This is a genomic window from Lactiplantibacillus daowaiensis (assembly GCF_005405085.1).
GTDB lineage: Bacteria > Bacillota > Bacilli > Lactobacillales > Lactobacillaceae > Lactiplantibacillus > Lactiplantibacillus daowaiensis.
Window position 1 is genome coordinate 31,523 of the sequence record NZ_BJDJ01000003.1, and the last position, 20,717, is coordinate 52,239.

The window sequence follows — 20,717 nt, forward strand, 5'->3', positions numbered from 1 at the left end:
AGTGTCTTTATTAGGGAAGGGGCAGCAAAAATGCTAGCGTTTATCGTTGTGAGTCACGGCGAATTTGCAAAAGGCGTCGTGAACTCGTCATATATGATTTTTGGTCAGCAACAAAAAGTCCAAACGGTTACTTTTGAACTCGATGAAGGACCGGAAGATTTAGCGAAGAAATTAGATGCCGCCTTGGCGACGTTTGATGATAATGATGAAGTCTTATTCTTGGTTGATTTATGGGGCGGCTCACCGTTTAATGCGGCCAGTCGGATCGTGGCGGAACACGCCGACCGGATGGGATTAATTACGGGACTAAACTTACCAATGCTAATTGAAGCTTACACTGTCCGGGATAAACCAATCAATGAGGTTATTGCCCATTTGGAAGAAACTGGGAAGATTGGGATCAAACACCTGGAATTACTCCAAGATGGTGAGGAAGCGGAATTGCTATGACGATGGATGTCCGCTTAGCCCGTATTGATAGTCGTTTGTTACACGGACAAGTCGCCACGGTGTGGACTAAAACGGTTGCGCCCACGCGAATTCTGGTGGTCTCAGATACCGTCGCCCAAGATGCGTTATGTAAGTTATTGATTATCCAAGCGGCACCCCCAGAAGTAAAAGCCAATGTGATCACCGTTGATAAGATGATTGAAATCTATCACGATCCCTTATTTGACGGGGTGAAGCCATTGATTTTGACGGATACGCCGCAAAATATGGCGCGCTTAGTTGCCGGTGGCCTAGATTTTAAAGCTGTTGGGATCAATATCGGTAGTCTGGCGTATTCTGGTGGGATGATCATGGTGACCAATGCGATTGCAGTTGGTCCTAGTGAAGCCCGCGCGCTATATCAACTGCAAGCGGCTGGGCTGAAGATTTATGCCCAAAAAGTGCCAACGGATAAAAAAGTTGATGTCATGCCACTACTAGCTAAAAACGGCTTTCAAGCCACAACTGAATCAGATGATTAACGAAAACTCGTGATGGCTACTTAGTCGTCACGAGTTTTCGTTAGGATTTGACTAAAATTGACCGTGAAACTTTGACCGGACGCATTTTATTGATAAAATTAGGACAATTAGTATATTTATATTCGGAGCGCGTTTATCGCAGGCAGGAGGAATCGGAAATGCCAGTATATAGTAAGTTGATTGCGACTGGTCAATATGTGCCAGACCGGGTCGTGACCAATGATGAGTTAGCCGCGATTATGGACACCAATGATGCTTGGATTCAGTCGCATACGGGAATTAAGACTCGGCATTATGCCATGGGTGAAGAGAATACGTCGGACTTAGCCACTCAAGTCGCTCAACAATTATTGGCGAAAAGTGGGGTTGCGGCAAGTGACATCGATTTGATTATTGTGACCACGATTACCCCTGATGGGTTAACACCAGCAACCGCTTGTTTAGTGCAGGCCAACATTGGGGCCGATAATGCGTTTGCTTTTGACATGAGTGCGGCTTGTGCCGGCTTTACGTTTGGCTTAGCGACGGCAGACAAGTTTATTCGTAGTGGTCAGTATCAACATGTGATGGTCATCAGTGCCGAAGCTAATTCTAAAATGATGGATTTTCAAGATCGAACAGCGGCCGTGTTCTTTGGCGATGGGGCCGGGGGCGCGTTACTCCAAGCCACGACCAATCCTGATGAAAATAGTATTTTAGCTGAAAAATTACAAACACAAGGTAATGCGACCGTGATTCATTCTGGCCGGGTGCAACCGATTACCGCCGTTGCGGGTACGAATTACCCCAAAACCGATGCGTTTTATCAAGCTGGTCGGGATGTCTTCCAATTTGCCACGACCGTTGTGCCGAAACAGATGCAAGGCCTATTAGCGACCGCTGAAATCAAACCAGTGGATTTGCAATACGTGATTTGTCACCAAGCCAACTTACGGATCATTGAAACGATTGCGGCAAGCCTACAATTGCCAATGACGATGTTCCCACATAATGTTGAGACATTTGGGAATACATCTTCTGCCGGGGTGGCCATGGCTTTAGCTAGCGTTTTTGATGACTTGACTGGCCCGGTGTTGTTGACCGCCTTTGGTGGTGGGTTAGCATATGGGTCGATCGTGATTAAGAAATAGGTGAGTAAGAATGGACTTAAAAGATTTAGATCGCTTAGTTGCCAAGTATGCGCAAGCGGGGTATCAACACATTCGGGTCAAAGCTGGTGACCTTGAAATTGAAGTGAGTCATGCTGACGCCACTAAAGCTGACGCACCAGTGGCGGTGACTAACGCATCAGCAACTGTCGATGAGACGGTGATGACCAGTCCAATGGTCGGGGTTGTCCACTTGGCGCCTGAATTGGTGGTTGGCCAAGCGGTGCAACAAGGCCAAGAATTAGGACAGATTGAAAGTATGAAGCTCTTTAATCCGTTGCTGGCACCACACGCCGGGGTCGTGGCTGCCATTTTAGTTGCGGATCAAGCGGCCGTTGAATATCAACAGCCATTATTTAAGTTACGAAAGGATCGGTAGGGATGTTTCACAAGCTGCTAATTGCCAATCGTGGTGAGATTGCTGTCCGGATTATTAAAGCCTGTCGGCAATTGCATATTCAAACGGTGGCGGTGTGCTCAACGGCGGACCGTCAGGCTTGGTATACCCAATTAGCTGATGAAGTGGTCTGCATTGGTCCAGCTGCCGCGACGGCGTCATATTTAAATGCTGAAGCGATATTAATGGCGGCCATTAATACCCATGCCGATGCGATTCACCCGGGTTATGGCTTTTTAGCAGAAAATGCAGATTTTGCGGCGATGTGTGCGGAATGCGGCATTACTTGGATTGGACCAACTGCGACACAAATTCAGTTAATGGGCGACAAATCATTAGCCAAAGACTATGCGCGCCAACAAGGGGTACCGGTCTTAACTGGCCAATCGATTCAAGGATTGGCTTGGCCGCAAATTAAGCAGGTGGCCTTGAAGATGGGGTTCCCGTTAGTCTTGAAAGCCAGTCATGGTGGTGGTGGCAAGGGCATTCGCGTGATCGATGATGTCCACATGTTGCATCAACAACTCCGCGTTGCGCGAGCTGAAGCGGCAGCGTCATTTTTAAATGATGCCATGTATTTGGAACATTTTCTACCAACCGCCCGGCATATTGAAGTCCAAGTCTTAGGCACTGGTCAACAATTGTATATTTTAGGTGATCGTGATTGTAGTTTGCAGTTACATAAACAAAAAGTACTAGAAGAAAGTCCGGCTAGTATTTTGACCGCTGCACAACGCACCACTTTGTATCACTGGTCACGTCAATTGTTAGCCCAACTTGGCTACCAAAGTTTGGGCACGATTGAATTCTTATTTGCCGATGGGCAATTTTACTTTATGGAAATGAACACTCGGCTACAAGTCGAACACGGCGTGACCGAGTTGACGACCGGCGTGGATATCGTGGTCGCCCAGTTGCAGCAAGCGGCTGGCACACCATTAGCGTTGAGCACGGCGGATCTAACCCCTAAATGTACGGCCATTGAAGCGCGCTTGACTGCTAGTCTGCCAATTGAAAAAACGCTGATTGAACAGTTTAGCTGGCCGGCGCAAGTGCGGGTTGATACGGGGTATCGCCCAGGCGACCAGTTAAGTACGATGTATGACGGGTTGATTGCCAAATTAATGGTGACCGGTACGACCCGAAAACAAGCTGTCCAGCGCCTACAAACGGCGTTAGCAGCAGTGCAATTGACGGGGCCAACGACGAACTTGGCTTTTCTACAACAAACCGTTGCGCGTCCAGCTTATGTTAAAGACCAATATACCATTCACAGTTTGGCAAAATGGGGGGCAGCGATATGAGTCATTATCCAACAGCGGGTCGTTGGACGACCTGCTCAACTTGTGGCCGGCATGTGCATGCCAGTCAGTGGGGCCAGTGGCGGCAGTGTCCATACTGTCACACTTGGCAGCGACTAACGGCTGCGCAGCGATTAGCTCAACTTGTTGATGCTGATAGCTTTAAGCCACTACCGATGCCCGAACGGCCACAAAATCAACTCGACTTTCCCGGTTACTCAGAAAAATTGACCCGTGCGACCCAAAGTTCGGGGCTAACTGAGGCCGTCGTAATTGGGACGGCAACGCTTGATAGTTGGCCGGCAGTCATGGTCGTGATGGACAGCCATTTTATGATGGGAACGTTGAATACAGCGGTGGCACGGCGGATCATACAAGCGTTAAAAGTTGGTGAGCAGCGGCATTTACCGGTGATTATCGTCACATCTTCTGGCGGGGCCCGCATGCAAGAAGGGTTATACGCATTAGTTGGCATGAACTTGATTTTAGCCGCAGTGGCGCGCCTGGCCGCGGTGCCAGTCCCATTGATTACGGTGCTGACTGACCCGACAATGGGTGGGGTTTCAGCCAGTTTTGCGTTTAAAGGGGATGTTGTTTTAGCTGAAACTGGTGCGACAATTGGGTTTGCCGGGCCGCGCGTGATTCAACAGACTCAGCCACATCCCTTACCGGCCGACTTTCAATCGGCCGCAAACTTATATGCGGCTGGGGCGGTCGATGCGGTGATTGACCGACCACAGTTACGAGCACGGTTAGTCACGATTTTAGCTAGCTATGGCTATCGAGAAGGGGTGCAACATGGATAAACGACTGCAGCAGTTACGGGCCGCTGATCGCTTGAGTGCCCCGCTGGTGATCCAAGCGTTATTGCCGACTTTTGTCCCGTTACACGGTGATCGGGTTTTAGGTGACGCCCCAGCATTGACGGCCGGTTTTGGTCGGACGAGCACTGACCAAGCCATCACGGTTTTAGGTATCGATCGCGGATCAGATACGACGTCACGGCGTCAAAAAAATGGCGGGGCCTTAACGGTGCCCGGTTATCGCACGGCTTTGCGGGTGGTTGATCATGCCGAAAAGTTTGGGATGCCGGTCGTTAGTTTGCTCAATATGCCTGGCGCCGACGCCAGTCCAGCTTCAGAAGCGCATGGGCAAAGCCAAGCTATTGCGGATTTGATTGCGGCGATGGGGCAATTAACGGTCCCTAATATCGTCGTTTTCTTAGGCGAAGGCCATAGTGGTGGCGCTTTGGCATTTGCGAATGCCAATCGATTGATCATGTTAGATGACGCGTTGTTTAACGTCGCGTCACCAGAAGCAGTGGCGGCTATTTTACATGGCCAACAGACCGTTAGCGATGCGATTGATTTATTACCAATGACGGCGGCTGAATTACACCAACGAGGGTTGGTTGATCGCGTGTTAGCGCATCAACAGCCTGACTTGATTGCGGCGTTAATACAACAGCTACAATTGTTGTTGCAACCTTTACAAACAATGACACCAACTGACTTGATTGCCCAACGGGAAGCCAAGTTTCAACAATTCTTGGCACAGTGGCCGCTTAACTAAACCACATAACTAAATGAAAAAGGCTCGGTTATTCAAATCTGAATAACCGAGCCTTTATGAGTTTTTAGTTTGAAAGGGCAGTTAACAATTATTGTTGCCCATTAGTTGTTTGTGTTTGCGTGGCATCTGAAGTTTGTGTGGTATCAGTCGTCGTTGTTGTCGTGGTACTATCACTAGAAGACGATGAACTTGAACTGCTACCAGTTGAAATCGAGGCGGTTTCAGAATAATCACTGACGGTTAGATCACTAGTGGTTAATTGAAGTTGTGCTCGAACTTTCTTCGAAATCTTCAAGCGTTCTTTTGCCGAAGCAACTTGGTAAGATAAGCCATCAATCGTGGCATCGTCACCTTGTAACGTGTAGGATTTCGCATGATGGGTCGCATTTTTGTACTTTGTATCTAACGCCACCATGTCATTCCAAGTTAAATCAGTCCGCATGTTATTGGAAAGTTGCTTGGTGATCTTTTCGATGTTAGCAATTGAACCTAACGAATTAGATTGACTAACCATTGCCATAATAATTTGCCGTTGGCGTTTTTGACGCCCGTAATCGCCTAATGGATCATCGTAGCGCATCCGTGAGTAATCTAAGGCAGCGGCACCGCTCAACTTGATTTTGACGCCCTTTTTAACATTGGCATGACCATACTTGAACGTCATCTTTGGTGTGACGGTGACCCCGCCCATGGCGTTAACGATTTGTTTCAAGCCACCCATGTTAATTAAGACGTAGAAGTCAATTGGCACATTCAACAGCTTTTCAACTGACTTGACCGCGCCACTAGCGCCACCAATCGTGTATGCCGCGTTAATCTTTTCAGATTGACCATCGATCGTCACTAACGTATCCCGTGGAATACTTGTTAAGGACATGGTTTCTTTCTTCGGGTTGACCGTGCAGACGATCATCGTATCTGTTCGGGCTGAGAAGTTGGTCTTAGAACTCCGACCTAACGCCCCAGTATCGGTCCCTAACAGTAAGATCGAAAATGGCTTGTTTTTCTTGATAACCGCATCAACGTTACGTTCCTTAGAGGTCCCCGTTGATTGATAAGTCGTATTCATGGTTGTTTTAGCTGTGTTCCAGGTCTTATAACCCCAAGCTGCAGCTGCTGCAATCCCAAACGCCAATAAAATCAATAGGGTGATCAACCACGGCCGATGTCGTTTCGGTCGCAAGTGTGGGTTCTGTTGTCGCCGACGTCGCTCACGTGGGCCCATTGGTTCATTATTATTTTGTGACATATCCGTTCCTCGTTATTTCATATTTCCACTAGTCCATTTTATGCCGTTTACGAGCATTTCGTTCTAATTTACGGTTGATTTAAGAAGATTTTAAACTCTTGTGGCCGGATTAGTGGTAGCTTATCAACCTAATCTCAACATAATCAAAGAACACTATAAGTAAAATTATGGCTGGAGTCAAACGTTTACAAGTATTAACTGGCTTCAAGCGCTCGGAAAACAGTGGTATACTTAAACAATTCTCATTAAATTTTTATTAATTTGGAAAGGGGCGTCACAGCCATTGGGAATCTTTGTACATAGTATTCAAGGGGTCGTCATCATCATTGTGATGATTGCGCTGGGTTATTTATTAGCCGAATGGGGTTGGTTTAGTGAAGACTCAACCAAATTAATTGCCCGTTTGGTGACGCAAATTGCGTTACCAGCTTATATGATCGTAACGATCACCGAGCATTTTACCGCCCAAAAATTATTAGCGACGTTACCAGGACTACGCTTTCCGGTCCTGAATATGGCCATTTTATTTGGCCTCTCGTTTGGGGTCATGCGCGCGCTAAATATTCGCAAGGATCATCGCGGGTTATTTTCATCGATGTTCTTAAATTCCAATACGGTTTTTATCGGGTTGCCGGTTAACGAGGCATTATTTGGCGTGAGTGCCTTACCGTACGTCTTAGTGTATTACATGGCGAACACGACGATTTTTTGGACGCTGGGGGTTTATTTGATTCAGCGCGATGGCGTTGGGGCCGCGACTTTTAATTGGAAAAAGACCCTTGGTAAGATTTTTTCGCCACCATTACTTGGTTTTATGATTGGGGTCGTGTTGGTTTTGTTGAAGATTCAACTCCCCACATTTTTAATGAAAGACTTTTCGTACATCGGTGGCTTAACGGTGCCACTGTCGATGATTTTTATCGGGATTTCAATGTCGAATGCTGGACTTAAAAGCATGCGCTTTGACCGAGATAGCATTGGGATCTTGCTCGGTCGGTTTGTTTTTGCGCCAGTCTTGATGACGTTGATGTTGATGCCAATGTCGATGCCGATTGAAATGAAACAAGTTTTCATTTTACAATCAGCGATGCCCGTCATGACCAATGCGCCAGTGGTTTCGAAATTATACGGCGCCGATGCGGACTACGCCGCGGTGATGGTGACGGAAACCACCTTACTCAGTCTGATCGTGATTCCGATTTTAATGATGATCGTGCAGACCAATCTTATTCATTAATTTGAAAAGCACTTGAAAATGGTGCTATACTAAAAAGCGTTGACTGTTTAAATTTTTCTTAAAAGGAAGCGAACGTTTCGTGAAGAAAGCATATCTTTACATTGCAATTTCCACCTTGATGTTTAGCTCAATGGAAATTGCGCTAAAGATGGCCGGTAGTGCCTTTAATCCGATTCAATTAAATTTGATTCGGTTCATGATTGGGGCGGTGGTATTATTGCCATTTGCCTTGCGGGCTTTGAAACAAACTGGTCGGAAGTTAGTCGCGGCTGATTGGCGACTATTTGCCATTACTGGTTTGGCTTGTGTGATCGTCAGTATGTCATTATACCAATTGGCCATTACCGTCGATCAGGCTTCAACAGTGGCGGTGTTATTCAGTAGTAACCCGGTCTTTGCCTTAATCTTTTCCTATTTGATTCTTCACGAACGGCTGGGTCGTTCTAACTTGATTTCGGTCATTATTTCAGTGATTGGGTTATTGATCATTGTAAATCCAACGCATCTGACGAACGGATTAGGATTAATCTTAGCTATTGGTTCAGCAATTACGTTTGGGTTATACAGCATTATTTCGCGGTATGGGTCGGTCAAGCGCGGGCTCAACGGCTTAACGATGACGTGTTTCACGTTTTTTGCTGGGGCCTTTGAATTATTGATCCTCGCATGGATCAGTAAGATTCCAGCCGTGGCGAACGGTTTGACGTCCATTGGCATGCGCCAATTTGCAGCGATCCCAATTTTAGTCAACGTTAACATGAATTATTTCTGGCTCTTATTCTTCATCGGGGTTTGTGTGACTGGTGGGGGCTTTGGCTTTTACTTTTTGGCGATGGAGAAAACAGACGTTTCAACGGCATCATTGGTCTTCTTCATCAAACCAGGGTTAGCGCCAATTTTAGCCGCTTTGATTTTACATGAAAAGATCGTCCCAGCAACAATTGTCGGGATTGTCGTCATTTTGATTGGATCAGTGGTAACCTTTGTGGGGAACCGATTCAAGGAACGCGACAGTACGATGGGCAAGATGGCCCAAGCCAACAATACCGCTGGGGTGCATGCGAAGATGGCGAGTCATTCCAATGCAATTGAGCAAGAAGATTAGCGTAGCAAGCGGAGTTGGCAGTTCGAGCGAACACGTTTCAAAAAAACAAAAACCAACCAGGATTGCGCCACAGTGGCCGCAATCCTTTTTTCATCGCGTGGGTTGCGTCACGAACCCCTAATCGATTATGATAGAGCTATTGAAGGTAACAGGTGGAGAGAGAAATTATGACAGAATTGGTAATTGTCCGACATGGTGAAAGTACCGCTAATCGTGATAATACGTACACGGGATGGAGCGATGTGCCGTTAACAACGGTCGGTGTTGACCAAGCCCGTCACGCGGGCAAACGGCTTAATGAAGCTGGCATTCAATTTGATGCCGTGCATACTTCGGTGCTGAAACGGGCCATTGTGACTGCAAATATCATTTTAGATGAGATTGACCAATTATGGTTGCCGGAGTACAAGACGTGGCGGCTCAATGAGCGGCATTATGGCGCCTTACGCGGGCAGAATAAAGATGAAACGCGCCGGATTTACGGGAAAGCGCAAGTACAGCAATGGCGCCGGAGTTTTTATACCGTGCCACCATTATTGACGCCAACTGAATTGAGTAACGATCGGCGCTACACGAAGTATGGTCCCGCGGTCGAACCGCGCGGTGAAAGCTTAAAAATGGCGTATGACCGCATCATGCCGTATTGGATCGATGTGATCGCACCACAATTGTTACAAGGAAAAAATCAACTGGTCGTCGCCCATGGCAGTACGTTACGAGCACTGATCAAGTATTTGGAACATATTAGTGATACCGGCATCGATGGTGTCGAAGTGGCTAATGGGGTGCCGATTCGATACGAGTTTGATAATCAGTTAAATATTATTAGTAAAGCTGAACTTTAGAGAGGTATCCGGTAAGGGTATCTTTTTTTATTTGCCAATTGTTTACAGTTGTAAATAAAGGCTGAATCATTTACAATTGTAAACAAAATAATTGACGCGCGGGGGGCAACGAAGATGCAATTAAAAAATTGGGGTTTATGGGGATTAGTGGCGGTGGGCTTGATTGGCATGGGGACGACTTATTATGTTCACCAACGGCCAACCACGATGATGGGGACTAATGGGGCACATGGCATGATGATGGGACGGACAACTAGCACTAAGTCGACTGCGACATCGACGACAGCGCATCAGATGGCATTGCCACCGTTGTTAAAGCCGACCCGGCAAACCACGCAACAGGTCGCTTACACGGTCACTGCGCAACGGGGCAAGATGGCTTTTTATCAAGGACAAAAAACCAACACGTTAGGTTATAACGGCAATTATTTAGGGCCGGTGCTCCAGGTTAACCGGGGCCAAACGTTAAAAATCAAAACGCAAAATCATTTAACGACGACGACTAGCTTTCATTGGCATGGCTTGGTCTTGCCAGGCGTTGACGATGGTGGCCCCAATCAAACGGTCGCTGCTGGGCAAACGAAGACCGTCCAGTTTAAAATCAAGCAACCAGCCGCCACACTGTGGTTTCATCCGCATGCCATGGGTAGCACGGCCAAACAAGTCTATCAAGGGTTGGCTGGTCTGATTTATGTGCGGGATGCGGCGAGTCAAAAGCGACATTTACCGCAAACTTACGGCGTTAATGATTTTCCAGTTATTATTCAAGACCGTCAATTTACCGCTGACCATCAATTAGACTATGAACAGGCGTATCAAGCTGATGGCACGACGGGATCAACGTTGTTAGTCAACGGCACTGTGAATCCCTATCTCAATGTGACGACTAAATTAGTGCGCCTGCGGCTAGTCAATGGGTCGAATGCCCGAAATTACCGATTAACACTAAGCAATGGTCAAGCGATGCAGCAAATCGCTACGGATGGTGGGTTATTACCGCACCCGGTGGCAGTGAAAACAGTGCGCTTATCGCCGGGAGAACGCGCGGAAGTCGTGATCGATACTGCTCGATTTAAAACAGGCCAGTCAGTGACCTTACAAAATGGCCACCAGCAAGTCTTGGCATTGCGTACGGCCAAGCATCTAAAAACTGATGGGCGTTTGCCTGCCACGTTGACCACATTACCGAAAGTCTCAACGGCCAATGCACAACACCAAAGTTTAACGTTTAGTGGTATGGGGCACATGGTTGCCATTAATCACCAGACGTACCAACGTAACCGGATCAACTTAACGGCCCAAGTTAAGCGGCCTCAAGTTTGGACGATCCGCAATACGAGTGGCATGATGGGCGGCATGATTCATCCGTTTCATTTGCATGGGGTTCAGTTCCGGATTTTGAGTATCAACGGCGCCACACCACCCGCCAATCAACGTGGGTGGAAAGATACCGTTGCGTTGCCGCCAGATGGTGAGGTCAAAATTGCGTTTACGTTTAAAGATAAAGGTATTTATATGTATCATTGCCATAATCTCGAACATGAGGAAAATGGGATGATGGGACAAATTAAAGTCAGCTAGCAAAAAAACGGTCGATCATCGGGTAAAGATGATCGATCGTTTTTTAAGTGTGAGTAATTAAGCCAAGGCACCCATTGGATCCCAAGGCGCTAAAACAGTTGGTGTTTCAGCTTGCGCTTGTTTGAGTTCATCGGGGAGGAATTCTTTGTTCACAACAACTTGGTAGCAGTATTCATCCATCCAAGCGTCGCTCATGACGAAGAAGCCTTTCGTCCCGACTTTGTCGCCCCAGCTGTTTTCAACCTTCCATTTGGTTGGTTGACCATCAACTAAGTCGACCCCGGTGATGACCATCGCATGGGTCATCAAGCTTTGACCGTAGTCTAGGCGTTCAGCTTTTGACATTGCTAAATCAACGTCAAATAATTCGTCAGTGCCATAGACATCCGTTGCCATGACCCCTTTTTGACGATCAGAAGACTTGCCAACATCACAACCGAACCAAACACTTTGGCCGGCTTGAAGTTGCTTGATGGCTAATTGTTTGAAGTCTGCCATTGAGACATTCAAGTGCTTCACTTCACGGCCGCCTAACACGTTACCTAACATTTCGATCGTGTAGGTATGGTTATAAGGCTTGTCATCAGTTGGGGCATTGATGATTGAGACATAATCGTCTAAGTTCCAGCCGATATATTTGTCGAAGAAGCTTTGGGGCGTCAGGCCTTGATCGATATGATAATTCTTATCATCATCGCGGTATTCCCAATCAAATTGCGTAACTGGTTCGCCAAAGGCAAAGGCAAGCATCCGATAAACTTCGTTCAACATTTTTTCTTTACGGGCTTGGATGTCGTCAGCACTCGTCTTAGCGGCAACTAATTCCCGTAATTCAACAGCGTCTTTACGTAACTTTAAGTTTAAAGTGCTGTTGATTTCAGCAGACTTTGAACTGTTATAAGTTTCAGGCATAACGCTCTTAGGCACGATCCCATATTTTTGAATGATCGCAACTAACATATCCCATTGACCACCATCTTGTTGTGGTGTGGCCATTAACCAGGCAACTTTACGACTGCTGGTTGGTTGGTCCGCCGTTGCCAAGACGTTTTCGTAGAAGTAGTTCGCCTTTTCGAATTTATCCCAGAAGAACGTATAGTTTTGTGATAATTCAAAATGTTTCAAGTTAAACCGGTCGGCTAGTGAATGACGCATCGTGTTCAATGCGGCAAACATCCAGCAACGCCCACTTTGTTTTTGGTTGGCAACTTCACCAGTGTCCAAATCAATGGAGAATACTGGGGTGGTTTGGCTCATGGCTTGGGTATCTTGGCTACTAGCTAAAATACCGTTCTTGGTTACTGCTCGTTCGATCACTTTGGCAGCTGGTCGTGAATCTAAATCAGCTTGGAAATTAGCGATTTGATCCATACTAATTGCTTTACTCAAAAAATCACGCTCCTTTAATCTAATTTTAATTGTATCGGTTTCAAAGCAAGACGGCAAGTGCTTTGATTATGGCCGGGTTTCAATGACTTCAGGGCCATCTTCGTGGCCGACGATGACGGTGTTGACCATATCTAAGAATAAGCCGTGTTCCACGACGCCAACCATGTGAATCAAGTCTTCAGCTAGGGCGTGGGGATCAGTGATGGGATTTAAATGCAAATCGATGATGATGTTGTTAGAATCGGTCCGCACGAATTCACCATTCACTTTGCGGAATTCAGGTTGATAGCCTTTAGCAGCCATCTTTTCAAAGATATGTTGGCTCCCATAAGGAATGACTTCAACGGGTAAACCAAAAGCGCCGAGTTGATCAACCATTTTGCTTTCATCAACGATCCACATGACTTTGTCCGAGTTGATGGCCACGATTTTTTCAAATAAGAGGGCTGCACCGCCGCCTTTGACGCCTTGGAAGTCGGTCGAAATTTCATCGGCCCCATCGATCGTCAAATCGAGATGGTCAACTTCATCGACAGATTTCATTGGAATCCCTAAGCTTTTAGCTTGGGCGGCGGTCCGGTCAGAAGTGGAGACGCCGACGATGTTTAAATGTTCATTTTTGACACGTTCGCCAAGGGCATCGACCATAAATTTAACGGTCGAACCGGTGCCAAGGCCAACTTGCATGCCGTCTTTAATGTATTCAACGGCCTTTTGACCAACGAGTTGCTTTAACTGATCTTGATTCATAATAAGTAAGCTCCTTAAAGAGATTTAGTGAACTAATAAATCAGCATATTCTGGATGGTTATCAAAATATGCCTTGGCATACGTACAGAGTGGTTGCAGCTGATGATGCTCGGCTTTTGCCGCCGTGATCACCGCCAAGACAAGCTGGGCCGCTAAACCTTGGTGACCGAAATCTTCGCGCACAAAGGTGTGTTCAATCACCCAAGTTTGATCGTCATTGATTGCCGGAAAGGTGATCTCGCCAGCTAAACGGCCAGTGTCATCATTGAAATAAATGCGATTGGGTTCGCGGATAAAGTCCATCGTTGTCACCACCTTGAAAGGGTTTTAATTGTTACTACTCACATTATCCCATCAAGCTCGAGCGTCTACAAGCCGATGTTCATGAAAATTAAGTGCACACAAACGTATGTTCTTGATGCTGTTTTTATGGTATTCTGAATATTCAACGATTGAAAGGGCAAAGCGGGCACTAAAAACCGGCCCGTTTGGGCAACAAAATATCGGCTTAAGTATGGTAAAATGTGAACAATATAACGATGATAGAAAGTAGGGCTTATCAATGGCACGTGGATTTGAAATTGTTAGTAAATATGCAGACCAAGGCTTGCATTTGCCATATCGCACCACGAAACAAGCGGCGGGGTATGATTTTGAGGCCGCAACGGACTTCACATTACCGTCAATCTGGAAATTGAATTTTGTGAAGATCTTGTGGCAATTACGGCATGGTGAAACGAGTAGCGAAGCGGATCTAGACGCAGCTGCGAAGACATTGAAACCGTATTTAGTGCCAACTGGAATCAAAGCGTATATGAATGATGGGGAATATTTAATGATCGCCAACCGGTCAAGCAACCCCTTAAAGCGAGGCTTGATCTTGCCAAATGGGGTCGGGGTCATTGATGCCGACTACTACGACAATCCAAATAATGAAGGTGAAATCTTTATTCAACTGGTTAATTTGGGGATTCGCGATGTCCACATTAAAAAGGGCGAACGCTTAGGTCAAGGCATCTTTACGCCTTATTTAACGGCGGATAATGAAGCTCAAGTGACCACGACTAGAACTGGTGGGTTTGGGTCGAGCGGTAAATAACTAAAAAATGGTTAAAAGCGGCGTTTTTACCGGCTTTAAAACCGATTAATGGTAGAATAAAACATAGTTGTGTTTAATTAATCACACTAATCATTGGCAAGGGAGGCCTAAGTCGTGGCAAAAGCGAAAACACAATTTGTTTGTTCCAACTGTGGTTATGCCACGCCCCGTTATTTAGGGCGGTGTCCAAACTGTGGCGAGTGGAACACGTTAGCTGAAGAACATTTCGACACTAAACCCGACCGCAAGTCACGGGTTAGCTTTGCTGGTAAAGCAGCCAAGCCGCAACGACTAAAGGAAGTCTCACTGACCAAAACCCCTCGCGTTACCACGAAATTACGGGAATTTAACCGGGTTTTAGGTGGCGGTGTGGTACCCGGGTCGCTAGTTTTAATCGGTGGTGATCCTGGAATCGGGAAGTCAACCTTGCTGTTGCAAGTGTCGGGACAATTGGCCGAAACTGGTGGCTCGGTGCTTTATGTGACCGGTGAAGAAAGTGCGTCTCAAGTGAAGATGCGCGCGGATCGGTTGAACGTCGATAGTGAAGATTTTTACTTATATCCCGAAACTGATATGAGTAATATTCGGGCCACGATTGAATCCATGCATCCCCAATTTGTGGTGATTGATTCAGTGCAAACGATGCAAGAACCAGATGTGCAATCCGCGATTGGTTCGGTTTCACAAATTCGTGAAATTACCGCTGAATTGTTACAAATTGCCAAGACTAATGGCATCACGATTTTTATCGTCGGTCATGTGACTAAGGGCGGGGCGATTGCCGGGCCGAAGATTTTGGAACATATGGTGGATACTGTCTTGTATTTTGAAGGGGACTTGCATCACACGTACCGGATCTTGCGGGCGGTCAAAAACCGATTTGGCTCAACAAATGAACTGGGCATCTTTGAGATGCGGACTGCTGGTTTATTTGAAGTTGCCAATCCGTCAGAGATTTTCTTGGAAGAGCGCTTAAAAGACGCCACTGGTTCAGCGATTGTTGTGTCGATGGAAGGGACCCGGCCAATCTTGGTCGAAGTGCAAGCTTTGGTTACCCCGACCGTCTTTGGCAATGCGAAGCGCACGGCTAGTGGTTTAGATCATAACCGGGTTTCCTTAATCATGGCGGTGCTGGAAAAGCGGGCTAACTTAATGTTACAAAACCAAGATGCGTATCTAAAAGCTGCTGGTGGCGTGAAACTAGATGAACCGGCGATTGATTTAGCGATTGCGATGAGTGTGGCATCTAGTTATCGTGACCAACAAACTCGTCCCAGTGATTGCTTTGTCGGGGAAGTCGGCTTGACCGGCGAAATTCGACGCGTCAACCGCATTGAACAACGGGTCGGTGAGGCCCAAAAATTAGGGTTTCAACGGATCTTTATCCCGAAAAACAATTTGCAAGGTTGGGATATTCCTAAAGGCATTGACGTCATTGGGGTCAGTACGTTAAAAGAAGCGTTACAGTTAGCATTACAACAAAATTAATTAAAAAGGGGCTGAAGCTATGAAAAAATTAACGGTGCGGCTAGTTTTCATTGTGGTAGGTGGGACCTTAGGGTTAACTTATTTACCATATTTATGGGAAAACCTCTGGTCGCAACCAAATGCATTATTAGATAATATCTTTACCAACTTCCTACTTGGGGCGTTCATCTTATGGGTCGTATCCTTGTTCTTAGCTAACGCGACGATGCGGTTAGTCGATCGGGTCGAAAAGAACTTGTCAAAACAAAACCCGATGACGTTACTGTTTGGGAGTGTCGGGTTTATTATTGGGTTACTGATCGCGGTTCTGATTTCGCAATTATTCAATCGCAGTCCACTATTCTTATTGAACACGGTCGTCCCAATTATTTTAATGCTGTTCTTTGGTTACATTGGTGCCCGCGTTGGGACCACGCGAATCGACGAATGGCGGAAGGTCTTTAATTTCCGGCGGCGGGAAAAAGAACCGCAACCAGATATTACGGATGCGCAGCCGGATCAAAATTACCATCATTATAAAATCTTGGATACCAACATTTTAATTGATGGCCGAATCTATGATTTGATCAAGACCGGCTTCTTGGAAGGCACCTTGTTAGTGCCAAACTTCGTGTTGTATGAATTACAATACATTGCGGATTCAGCGGACAGTATTAAACGGGTCCGGGGTCGTCGCGGGTTGGATATTTTGAACAAGCTCCAAAGTGAAAAAATCATTCCCGTTGAAATGTATGAAGGTGACTTTGAGGATATTCCGGAAGTTGATAGCAAGCTGATTCAGTTGGCTAAAAAGGTCAACGGGGTCATTGTGACTAACGATTACAACTTAAACAAAGTCATCGAATTCCAAAATGTTCAAGTGTTAAATATCAATCAATTGGCTAAATCACTTAAACCACGCGTGATTCCTGGTGAAGAAATGAACGTGATGGTCGTTAAAAACGGGAGTGAACGGCAACAAGGGGTCGGTTACTTGGATGACGGGACGATGGTCGTTGTGGAAGATGGGAAGTTTTACATCAACGAAAAAGTCGACGTCGTGGTTACCAGTGCCTTACAGACCGATGCTGGACGGATGATTTTTGCACGTTTGGCGCATGCTAATCGCGGGATTACGGACAAGCCAGACAGCGAAAAGGCACCGACTAAACATCAAGGCCAAGCCCATAATCAGCATAATAATAAAGGCAACCGCCCGAATAATCGCAATAAGTCAGCGAAATCGTAGGCAGAACTTTATTTTTAAGCGTAAACATTGTAAACTGAACTAGCAGAGTGCGTCCTGGAAAACTTAGGTTAACTAGGGCGCACGGTTCGGTTGAACCCGAAAACCGGGAGTTCAGTCAGCTCCAATTTGTAGTAAGTTTGACAAAAAAATGAAAGAGGCGTTAATCACATTGGCAAAGAGCAAGATTCGTGTGCGTTACGCACCAAGTCCAACTGGCCATTTACACATTGGTAATGCCCGGACAGCGTTATTCAACTATTTATTTGCCCGGCATAATAAAGGAAAGTTCATTCTTCGGATCGAAGACACCGACTTAAAGCGAAATGTCGCTGACGGTGAAAAGAGTCAAATGGATAATTTGGCTTGGTTAGGAATTGATTGGGACGAAGGTCCTGATAAGGGTGGTAAATTTGGCCCTTACCGTCAATCCGAACGGAAAGATATCTACCAACCACTCATCCAACAATTGATCGATGAGGGTAAAGCGTATGAATCTTACATGACCGAAGATGAATTACAAGCGCAACGGGAAGCCCAAAAAGCACGCAAAGAAATGCCCCATTACGTTTATGAATTTGCTGGCATGACTGAAGACGAAAAACAAGCTAAGATTGCCGCTGCAAAAGCAGCTGGGATTACGCCAGTGATTCGTTTCCACGTCCCAGAAGGTCAAACTTATGCTTGGGACGACATGGTTAAAGGGACGGTTTCATTTGAATCCAAGACCGTTGGTGGCGACTTCGTCATTCAAAAACGTGACGGGATGCCAACTTATAACTTTGCCGTGGTTGTCGATGATCATTTGATGCAAATCAGCCACGTTTTCCGTGGGGATGACCATGTTGCCAACACACCAAAACAATTGATGATTTATGAAGCCTTTGGCTGGAACCCACCAAAGTTCGGCCATATGAGTTTGATCATCAATACCGAAACCGGTAAGAAGTTAAGTAAACGTGACGAAACGGTCTTACAATTCATCGAACAATATCGTGAATTAGGCTACTTGCCAGAAGCCATGTTGAACTTCATCATCTTACTCGGTTGGTCACCAGTTGGTGAAAATGAATTGTTCAGCAAACGAGATTTCATTAAGATGTACGATGAAACGCGTTTGAGCAAATCACCAGCTTCCTTTGATGGTAAGAAACTCGAATGGGTTAACAACCAATACATTAAAAAGGCAGACGAAAATGAAGTCTTTGCCATGTCAATTCGTCAATTGATCAAGGCTGGGCGCTTACCAAAACGGCCAACGATGGATCAAATCGAATGGACGCGGACGTTAGTGTCACTGTTTAAGAACCAAATGAGTTATACTGGTCAAATCGTTGACTTGGCTGACTTATTCTTTAATGGTCCGGCTGATATTAATGATGAAGCAAAGGCTGAATTGGCTGCTGAAACGGCGCCAACGGTCTTAAAAGAATTCCGGCAACGGATTGAAGACGTGGATGTCTTTGAAGCAACTGAAATTCAAAAGACCATTAAGTCAATTCAAAAGGATACTAAGATCAAAGGGCGGCAATTATACATGCCAATCCGAATTGCGGTATCGCATGAAATGCACGGGCCTGAATTACCAGAAACGATTGAACTTTTAGGACGGGAAACCACGATCAAGCATCTTGATGCCATGATCGCTGAACTCGCCAAATAACTGTTTGATAATAAGAGTAGAGTCGTAGTCGTCAACAGGGAGCGATGATCAGTGGAACCATCGTGACGACCGAGTCGAACGTGCGATTATCACGAAAACAGCCGGGTGGCCGTTATCCCAGTAATGAGGCCGGTCAACCGGTGAAACAAGAGTGGAAGCACGCTAAAAGCGTCTTTTGTATCAGTACAAATGGGTACTGGTATAAAAGACGCTTTTTTGTTAAAACGTGCGACCCTAAACATGTTAAACTTAATGCATTCACTTTTTTGAGAGGAGCTGGCAACATGATTTCAGTTTTTAATACGTTAACGCGGCAAAAGGAACCCTTCAAACCGATTACTCCGGGACAGGTCAAGATGTACGTCTGTGGCCCCACGGTGTATAACTATATCCATATTGGTAATGCGCGGTCGGCAATTGCCTTTGATACGATTCGGCGGTACTTTGAATATCGTGGTTACCAGGTCGATTACGTTTCTAACTTTACTGATGTGGACGATAAGATGATTAAGCGAGCTAAGCAAGATCATACGACGGTGCCTGCGATTGCTGATCGGTTTATCAAAGCATTTATGGCCGATACGGCTGCGGTCAATATCGAACCGGCAACGGCCCATCCCCGCGCTTCAGAAAATATTCCAGAAATCATTGATTTCATCAAAGTGTTGATTGATAAGGGCTATGCGTATGAGTCTGCTGGCGATGTGTATTATCGCGCGCGGAAATTCAAACATTACGGTCAATTATCAGATCAACGGATTGATGATTTGGAAGTCGGGGCGAGTCAACATACAACTGATGAGGAAACCGACCGCAAAGAAGATCCTATCGACTTTGCCTTGTGGAAGGCAGCCAAAGCTGACGAAATCTCATGGGAGTCACCGTGGGGTGCCGGTCGTCCGGGCTGGCATATCGAATGTTCAGTAATGTCGACCAAGTATTTGGGCGATACGTTTGATATTCATGGTGGGGGCCAAGATTTGGAATTCCCACATCATGAAAATGAAATCGCCCAAAGCGAAGCTAAGACGGGGCAGACGTTTGCCCATTACTGGTTGCATAACGGGTTTGTCACCGTTGGCGATGACAATGAAAAGATGAGTAAGTCTTTAGGTAACTTTGTGACGGTCCATGATATTATTAAACAAATCGATCCACAAGTATTGCGCTTTTTCATGGCGACGACACAGTATCGGCGACCAATTCAATATAGCCAAAAGAATCTGGATGAAGCGGCCAATAACTTGAATAAGTTGCAAAATGCTTACACGAACTTAACGTATCGGTTGAACGACGCGGTAACTGGTAGTGATAATGAAATTGCCAAGCAATTGTTAACGTTGAAGGGGAACTTTGTCCAAGCCATGGATGATGACTTTAACGTGCAAAATGGGATTGCTGCGGTATACGAATTGGCGAAGTTAGCCAATGTTTATGCCGCCCAAACTACCGTAAAGACGGTGACAGTCCAGGCGTTAGTGACGGCGTTAACTGACCTTGCCAGTGTCTTTGGCGTCACGTTTAAAGCGGCACCCGCGGCACTAGCCGATGCAGATATTCAAGCGTTGATCGATGATCGCCAAGCAGCGCGGCAAGCCAAAGACTTTGCTAAAGCTGACCAAATTCGTGATGACTTAAAAGCCCAAGGGATTATCTTAGAAGATACGCCACAAGGGGTTCGATTCAGAAAGGAATAA

At 46.1% G+C, this 20,717-nt stretch carries 20 protein-coding genes; 16 read left to right on the top strand and 4 right to left on the bottom strand.

Annotated features, from left to right (window positions below):
* Positions 1–30 precede the first annotated feature (30 nt).
* The 7 genes from FFM75_RS02670 to accA all read left to right on the top strand — a co-directional run bounded on the left by FFM75_RS02670 (position 31) and on the right by accA (position 5,389).
* Complete coding sequence (locus tag FFM75_RS02670; protein WP_137627657.1) at positions 31–450, top strand: PTS sugar transporter subunit IIA; 420 nt, start codon at positions 31–33, stop codon at positions 448–450.
* On the top strand, positions 447–971 hold the full coding sequence (locus FFM75_RS02675) for a PTS sugar transporter subunit IIB (RefSeq protein ID WP_137627658.1): 525 nt from the start codon (positions 447–449) through the stop codon (positions 969–971). The genes FFM75_RS02670 and FFM75_RS02675 overlap by 4 nt, the downstream gene beginning before the upstream one ends.
* 158 nt (positions 972–1,129) lie before the next feature.
* Positions 1,130–2,101 (top strand): ketoacyl-ACP synthase III, encoded by a 972-nt coding sequence (locus FFM75_RS02680; protein WP_137627659.1) that lies wholly within the window; start codon positions 1,130–1,132, stop codon positions 2,099–2,101.
* Between the two features lie 10 nt (positions 2,102–2,111).
* Positions 2,112–2,498: an acetyl-CoA carboxylase biotin carboxyl carrier protein gene (locus tag FFM75_RS02685; RefSeq protein WP_137627660.1), complete on the top strand. Its 387-nt coding sequence runs from the start codon at positions 2,112–2,114 to the stop codon at positions 2,496–2,498.
* A gap of 2 nt (positions 2,499–2,500) precedes the next feature.
* A complete protein-coding gene (locus FFM75_RS02690) occupies positions 2,501–3,820 on the top strand; it encodes an acetyl-CoA carboxylase biotin carboxylase subunit (RefSeq protein WP_137627661.1) in 1,320 nt (439 codons plus the stop codon).
* The gene (locus FFM75_RS02695) at positions 3,817–4,623 is read left to right on the top strand and encodes an acetyl-CoA carboxylase carboxyltransferase subunit beta (protein WP_137627662.1); all 807 of its coding nucleotides are present in this window, start codon (positions 3,817–3,819) and stop codon (positions 4,621–4,623) included. The genes FFM75_RS02690 and FFM75_RS02695 overlap by 4 nt, the downstream gene beginning before the upstream one ends.
* A complete protein-coding gene (accA, locus tag FFM75_RS02700) occupies positions 4,616–5,389 on the top strand; it encodes a carboxyltransferase subunit alpha (protein ID WP_137627663.1) in 774 nt (257 codons plus the stop codon). The genes FFM75_RS02695 and accA overlap by 8 nt, the downstream gene beginning before the upstream one ends.
* A gap of 88 nt (positions 5,390–5,477) precedes the next feature.
* On the opposite strand, the gene FFM75_RS02705 is transcribed toward accA, so the two are convergent.
* Positions 5,478–6,638 (bottom strand): LCP family glycopolymer transferase, encoded by a 1,161-nt coding sequence (locus FFM75_RS02705; protein ID WP_137627664.1) that lies wholly within the window; start codon positions 6,636–6,638, stop codon positions 5,478–5,480.
* A gap of 283 nt (positions 6,639–6,921) precedes the next feature.
* Between FFM75_RS02705 and FFM75_RS02710 the strand changes: the two genes are divergently transcribed.
* The 4 genes from FFM75_RS02710 (at position 6,922) to FFM75_RS02725 (ending at position 11,406) form a co-directional block, all read left to right on the top strand.
* Positions 6,922–7,875, top strand: coding sequence for an AEC family transporter (locus tag FFM75_RS02710; RefSeq protein ID WP_137627665.1), 954 nt, complete (start codon positions 6,922–6,924; stop codon positions 7,873–7,875).
* Between the two features lie 79 nt (positions 7,876–7,954).
* A complete protein-coding gene (locus FFM75_RS02715) occupies positions 7,955–8,980 on the top strand; it encodes a DMT family transporter (RefSeq protein ID WP_137627666.1) in 1,026 nt (341 codons plus the stop codon).
* Positions 8,981–9,147: 167 nt separating this feature from the next.
* Positions 9,148–9,825, top strand: coding sequence for a 2,3-bisphosphoglycerate-dependent phosphoglycerate mutase (locus tag FFM75_RS02720; protein WP_137627667.1), 678 nt, complete (start codon positions 9,148–9,150; stop codon positions 9,823–9,825).
* A gap of 114 nt (positions 9,826–9,939) precedes the next feature.
* Positions 9,940–11,406, top strand: a complete 1,467-nt coding sequence (locus tag FFM75_RS02725; protein WP_137627668.1) for a multicopper oxidase family protein — start codon at positions 9,940–9,942, stop codon at positions 11,404–11,406.
* Between the two features lie 57 nt (positions 11,407–11,463).
* On the opposite strand, the gene FFM75_RS02730 is transcribed toward FFM75_RS02725, so the two are convergent.
* From FFM75_RS02730 to FFM75_RS02740, 3 genes are all read right to left on the bottom strand, one after another.
* Positions 11,464–12,795, bottom strand: a complete 1,332-nt coding sequence (locus FFM75_RS02730) for a C1 family peptidase (RefSeq protein WP_137627669.1) — start codon at positions 12,793–12,795, stop codon at positions 11,464–11,466.
* A gap of 66 nt (positions 12,796–12,861) precedes the next feature.
* Positions 12,862–13,545 carry a ribose-5-phosphate isomerase RpiA gene (gene rpiA, locus FFM75_RS02735; RefSeq protein WP_137627670.1) on the bottom strand — a complete coding sequence of 228 codons (684 nt, stop codon included), beginning with the start codon at positions 13,543–13,545 and terminating at the stop codon, positions 12,862–12,864.
* Positions 13,546–13,569: 24 nt separating this feature from the next.
* Positions 13,570–13,848 carry a GNAT family N-acetyltransferase gene (locus FFM75_RS02740; protein ID WP_137627671.1) on the bottom strand — a complete coding sequence of 93 codons (279 nt, stop codon included), beginning with the start codon at positions 13,846–13,848 and terminating at the stop codon, positions 13,570–13,572.
* 259 nt (positions 13,849–14,107) lie between these two features.
* On the opposite strand from FFM75_RS02740, the gene FFM75_RS02745 reads away from it, so the two are divergent.
* The 5 genes from FFM75_RS02745 (at position 14,108) to cysS (ending at position 20,717) form a co-directional block, all read left to right on the top strand.
* Positions 14,108–14,644: a dCTP deaminase/dUTPase family protein gene (locus FFM75_RS02745; RefSeq protein ID WP_137627672.1), complete on the top strand. Its 537-nt coding sequence runs from the start codon at positions 14,108–14,110 to the stop codon at positions 14,642–14,644.
* A gap of 114 nt (positions 14,645–14,758) precedes the next feature.
* Complete coding sequence (gene radA, locus FFM75_RS02750; protein ID WP_137627673.1) at positions 14,759–16,132, top strand: DNA repair protein RadA; 1,374 nt, start codon at positions 14,759–14,761, stop codon at positions 16,130–16,132.
* 19 nt (positions 16,133–16,151) lie between these two features.
* Positions 16,152–17,360, top strand: a complete 1,209-nt coding sequence (locus FFM75_RS02755) for a PIN/TRAM domain-containing protein (RefSeq protein WP_137627674.1) — start codon at positions 16,152–16,154, stop codon at positions 17,358–17,360.
* A 169-nt stretch (positions 17,361–17,529) separates the two neighbouring features.
* Complete coding sequence (gltX, locus tag FFM75_RS02760) at positions 17,530–19,020, top strand: glutamate--tRNA ligase (RefSeq protein ID WP_137627675.1); 1,491 nt, start codon at positions 17,530–17,532, stop codon at positions 19,018–19,020.
* A 284-nt stretch (positions 19,021–19,304) separates the two neighbouring features.
* A complete protein-coding gene (cysS, locus tag FFM75_RS02765; RefSeq protein WP_137627676.1) occupies positions 19,305–20,717 on the top strand; it encodes a cysteine--tRNA ligase in 1,413 nt (470 codons plus the stop codon).

Excerpts from the sequence above, each read along its gene's own strand:
- FFM75_RS02690 (WP_137627661.1), top strand. The coding sequence starts at position 2,501 with ATGTTTCACAAGCTGCTAATTGCCAATCGTGGTGAGATTGCTGTCCGG.
- rpiA (WP_137627670.1), bottom strand. The coding sequence starts at position 13,545 with ATGAATCAAGATCAGTTAAAGCAACTCGTTGGTCAAAAGGCCGTTGAA.
- FFM75_RS02705 (WP_137627664.1), bottom strand. The coding sequence starts at position 6,638 with ATGTCACAAAATAATAATGAACCAATGGGCCCACGTGAGCGACGTCGG.
- FFM75_RS02675 (WP_137627658.1), top strand. The coding sequence starts at position 447 with ATGACGATGGATGTCCGCTTAGCCCGTATTGATAGTCGTTTGTTACAC.
- FFM75_RS02670 (WP_137627657.1), top strand. The coding sequence starts at position 31 with ATGCTAGCGTTTATCGTTGTGAGTCACGGCGAATTTGCAAAAGGCGTC.
- FFM75_RS02685 (WP_137627660.1), top strand. The coding sequence starts at position 2,112 with ATGGACTTAAAAGATTTAGATCGCTTAGTTGCCAAGTATGCGCAAGCG.
- cysS (WP_137627676.1), top strand. The coding sequence starts at position 19,305 with ATGATTTCAGTTTTTAATACGTTAACGCGGCAAAAGGAACCCTTCAAA.
- FFM75_RS02745 (WP_137627672.1), top strand. The coding sequence starts at position 14,108 with ATGGCACGTGGATTTGAAATTGTTAGTAAATATGCAGACCAAGGCTTG.
- FFM75_RS02695 (WP_137627662.1), top strand. The coding sequence starts at position 3,817 with ATGAGTCATTATCCAACAGCGGGTCGTTGGACGACCTGCTCAACTTGT.
- accA (WP_137627663.1), top strand. The coding sequence starts at position 4,616 with ATGGATAAACGACTGCAGCAGTTACGGGCCGCTGATCGCTTGAGTGCC.
- FFM75_RS02680 (WP_137627659.1), top strand. The coding sequence starts at position 1,130 with ATGCCAGTATATAGTAAGTTGATTGCGACTGGTCAATATGTGCCAGAC.
- FFM75_RS02755 (WP_137627674.1), top strand. The coding sequence starts at position 16,152 with ATGAAAAAATTAACGGTGCGGCTAGTTTTCATTGTGGTAGGTGGGACC.
- FFM75_RS02740 (WP_137627671.1), bottom strand. The coding sequence starts at position 13,848 with ATGGACTTTATCCGCGAACCCAATCGCATTTATTTCAATGATGACACT.
- FFM75_RS02725 (WP_137627668.1), top strand. The coding sequence starts at position 9,940 with ATGCAATTAAAAAATTGGGGTTTATGGGGATTAGTGGCGGTGGGCTTG.
- FFM75_RS02720 (WP_137627667.1), top strand. The coding sequence starts at position 9,148 with ATGACAGAATTGGTAATTGTCCGACATGGTGAAAGTACCGCTAATCGT.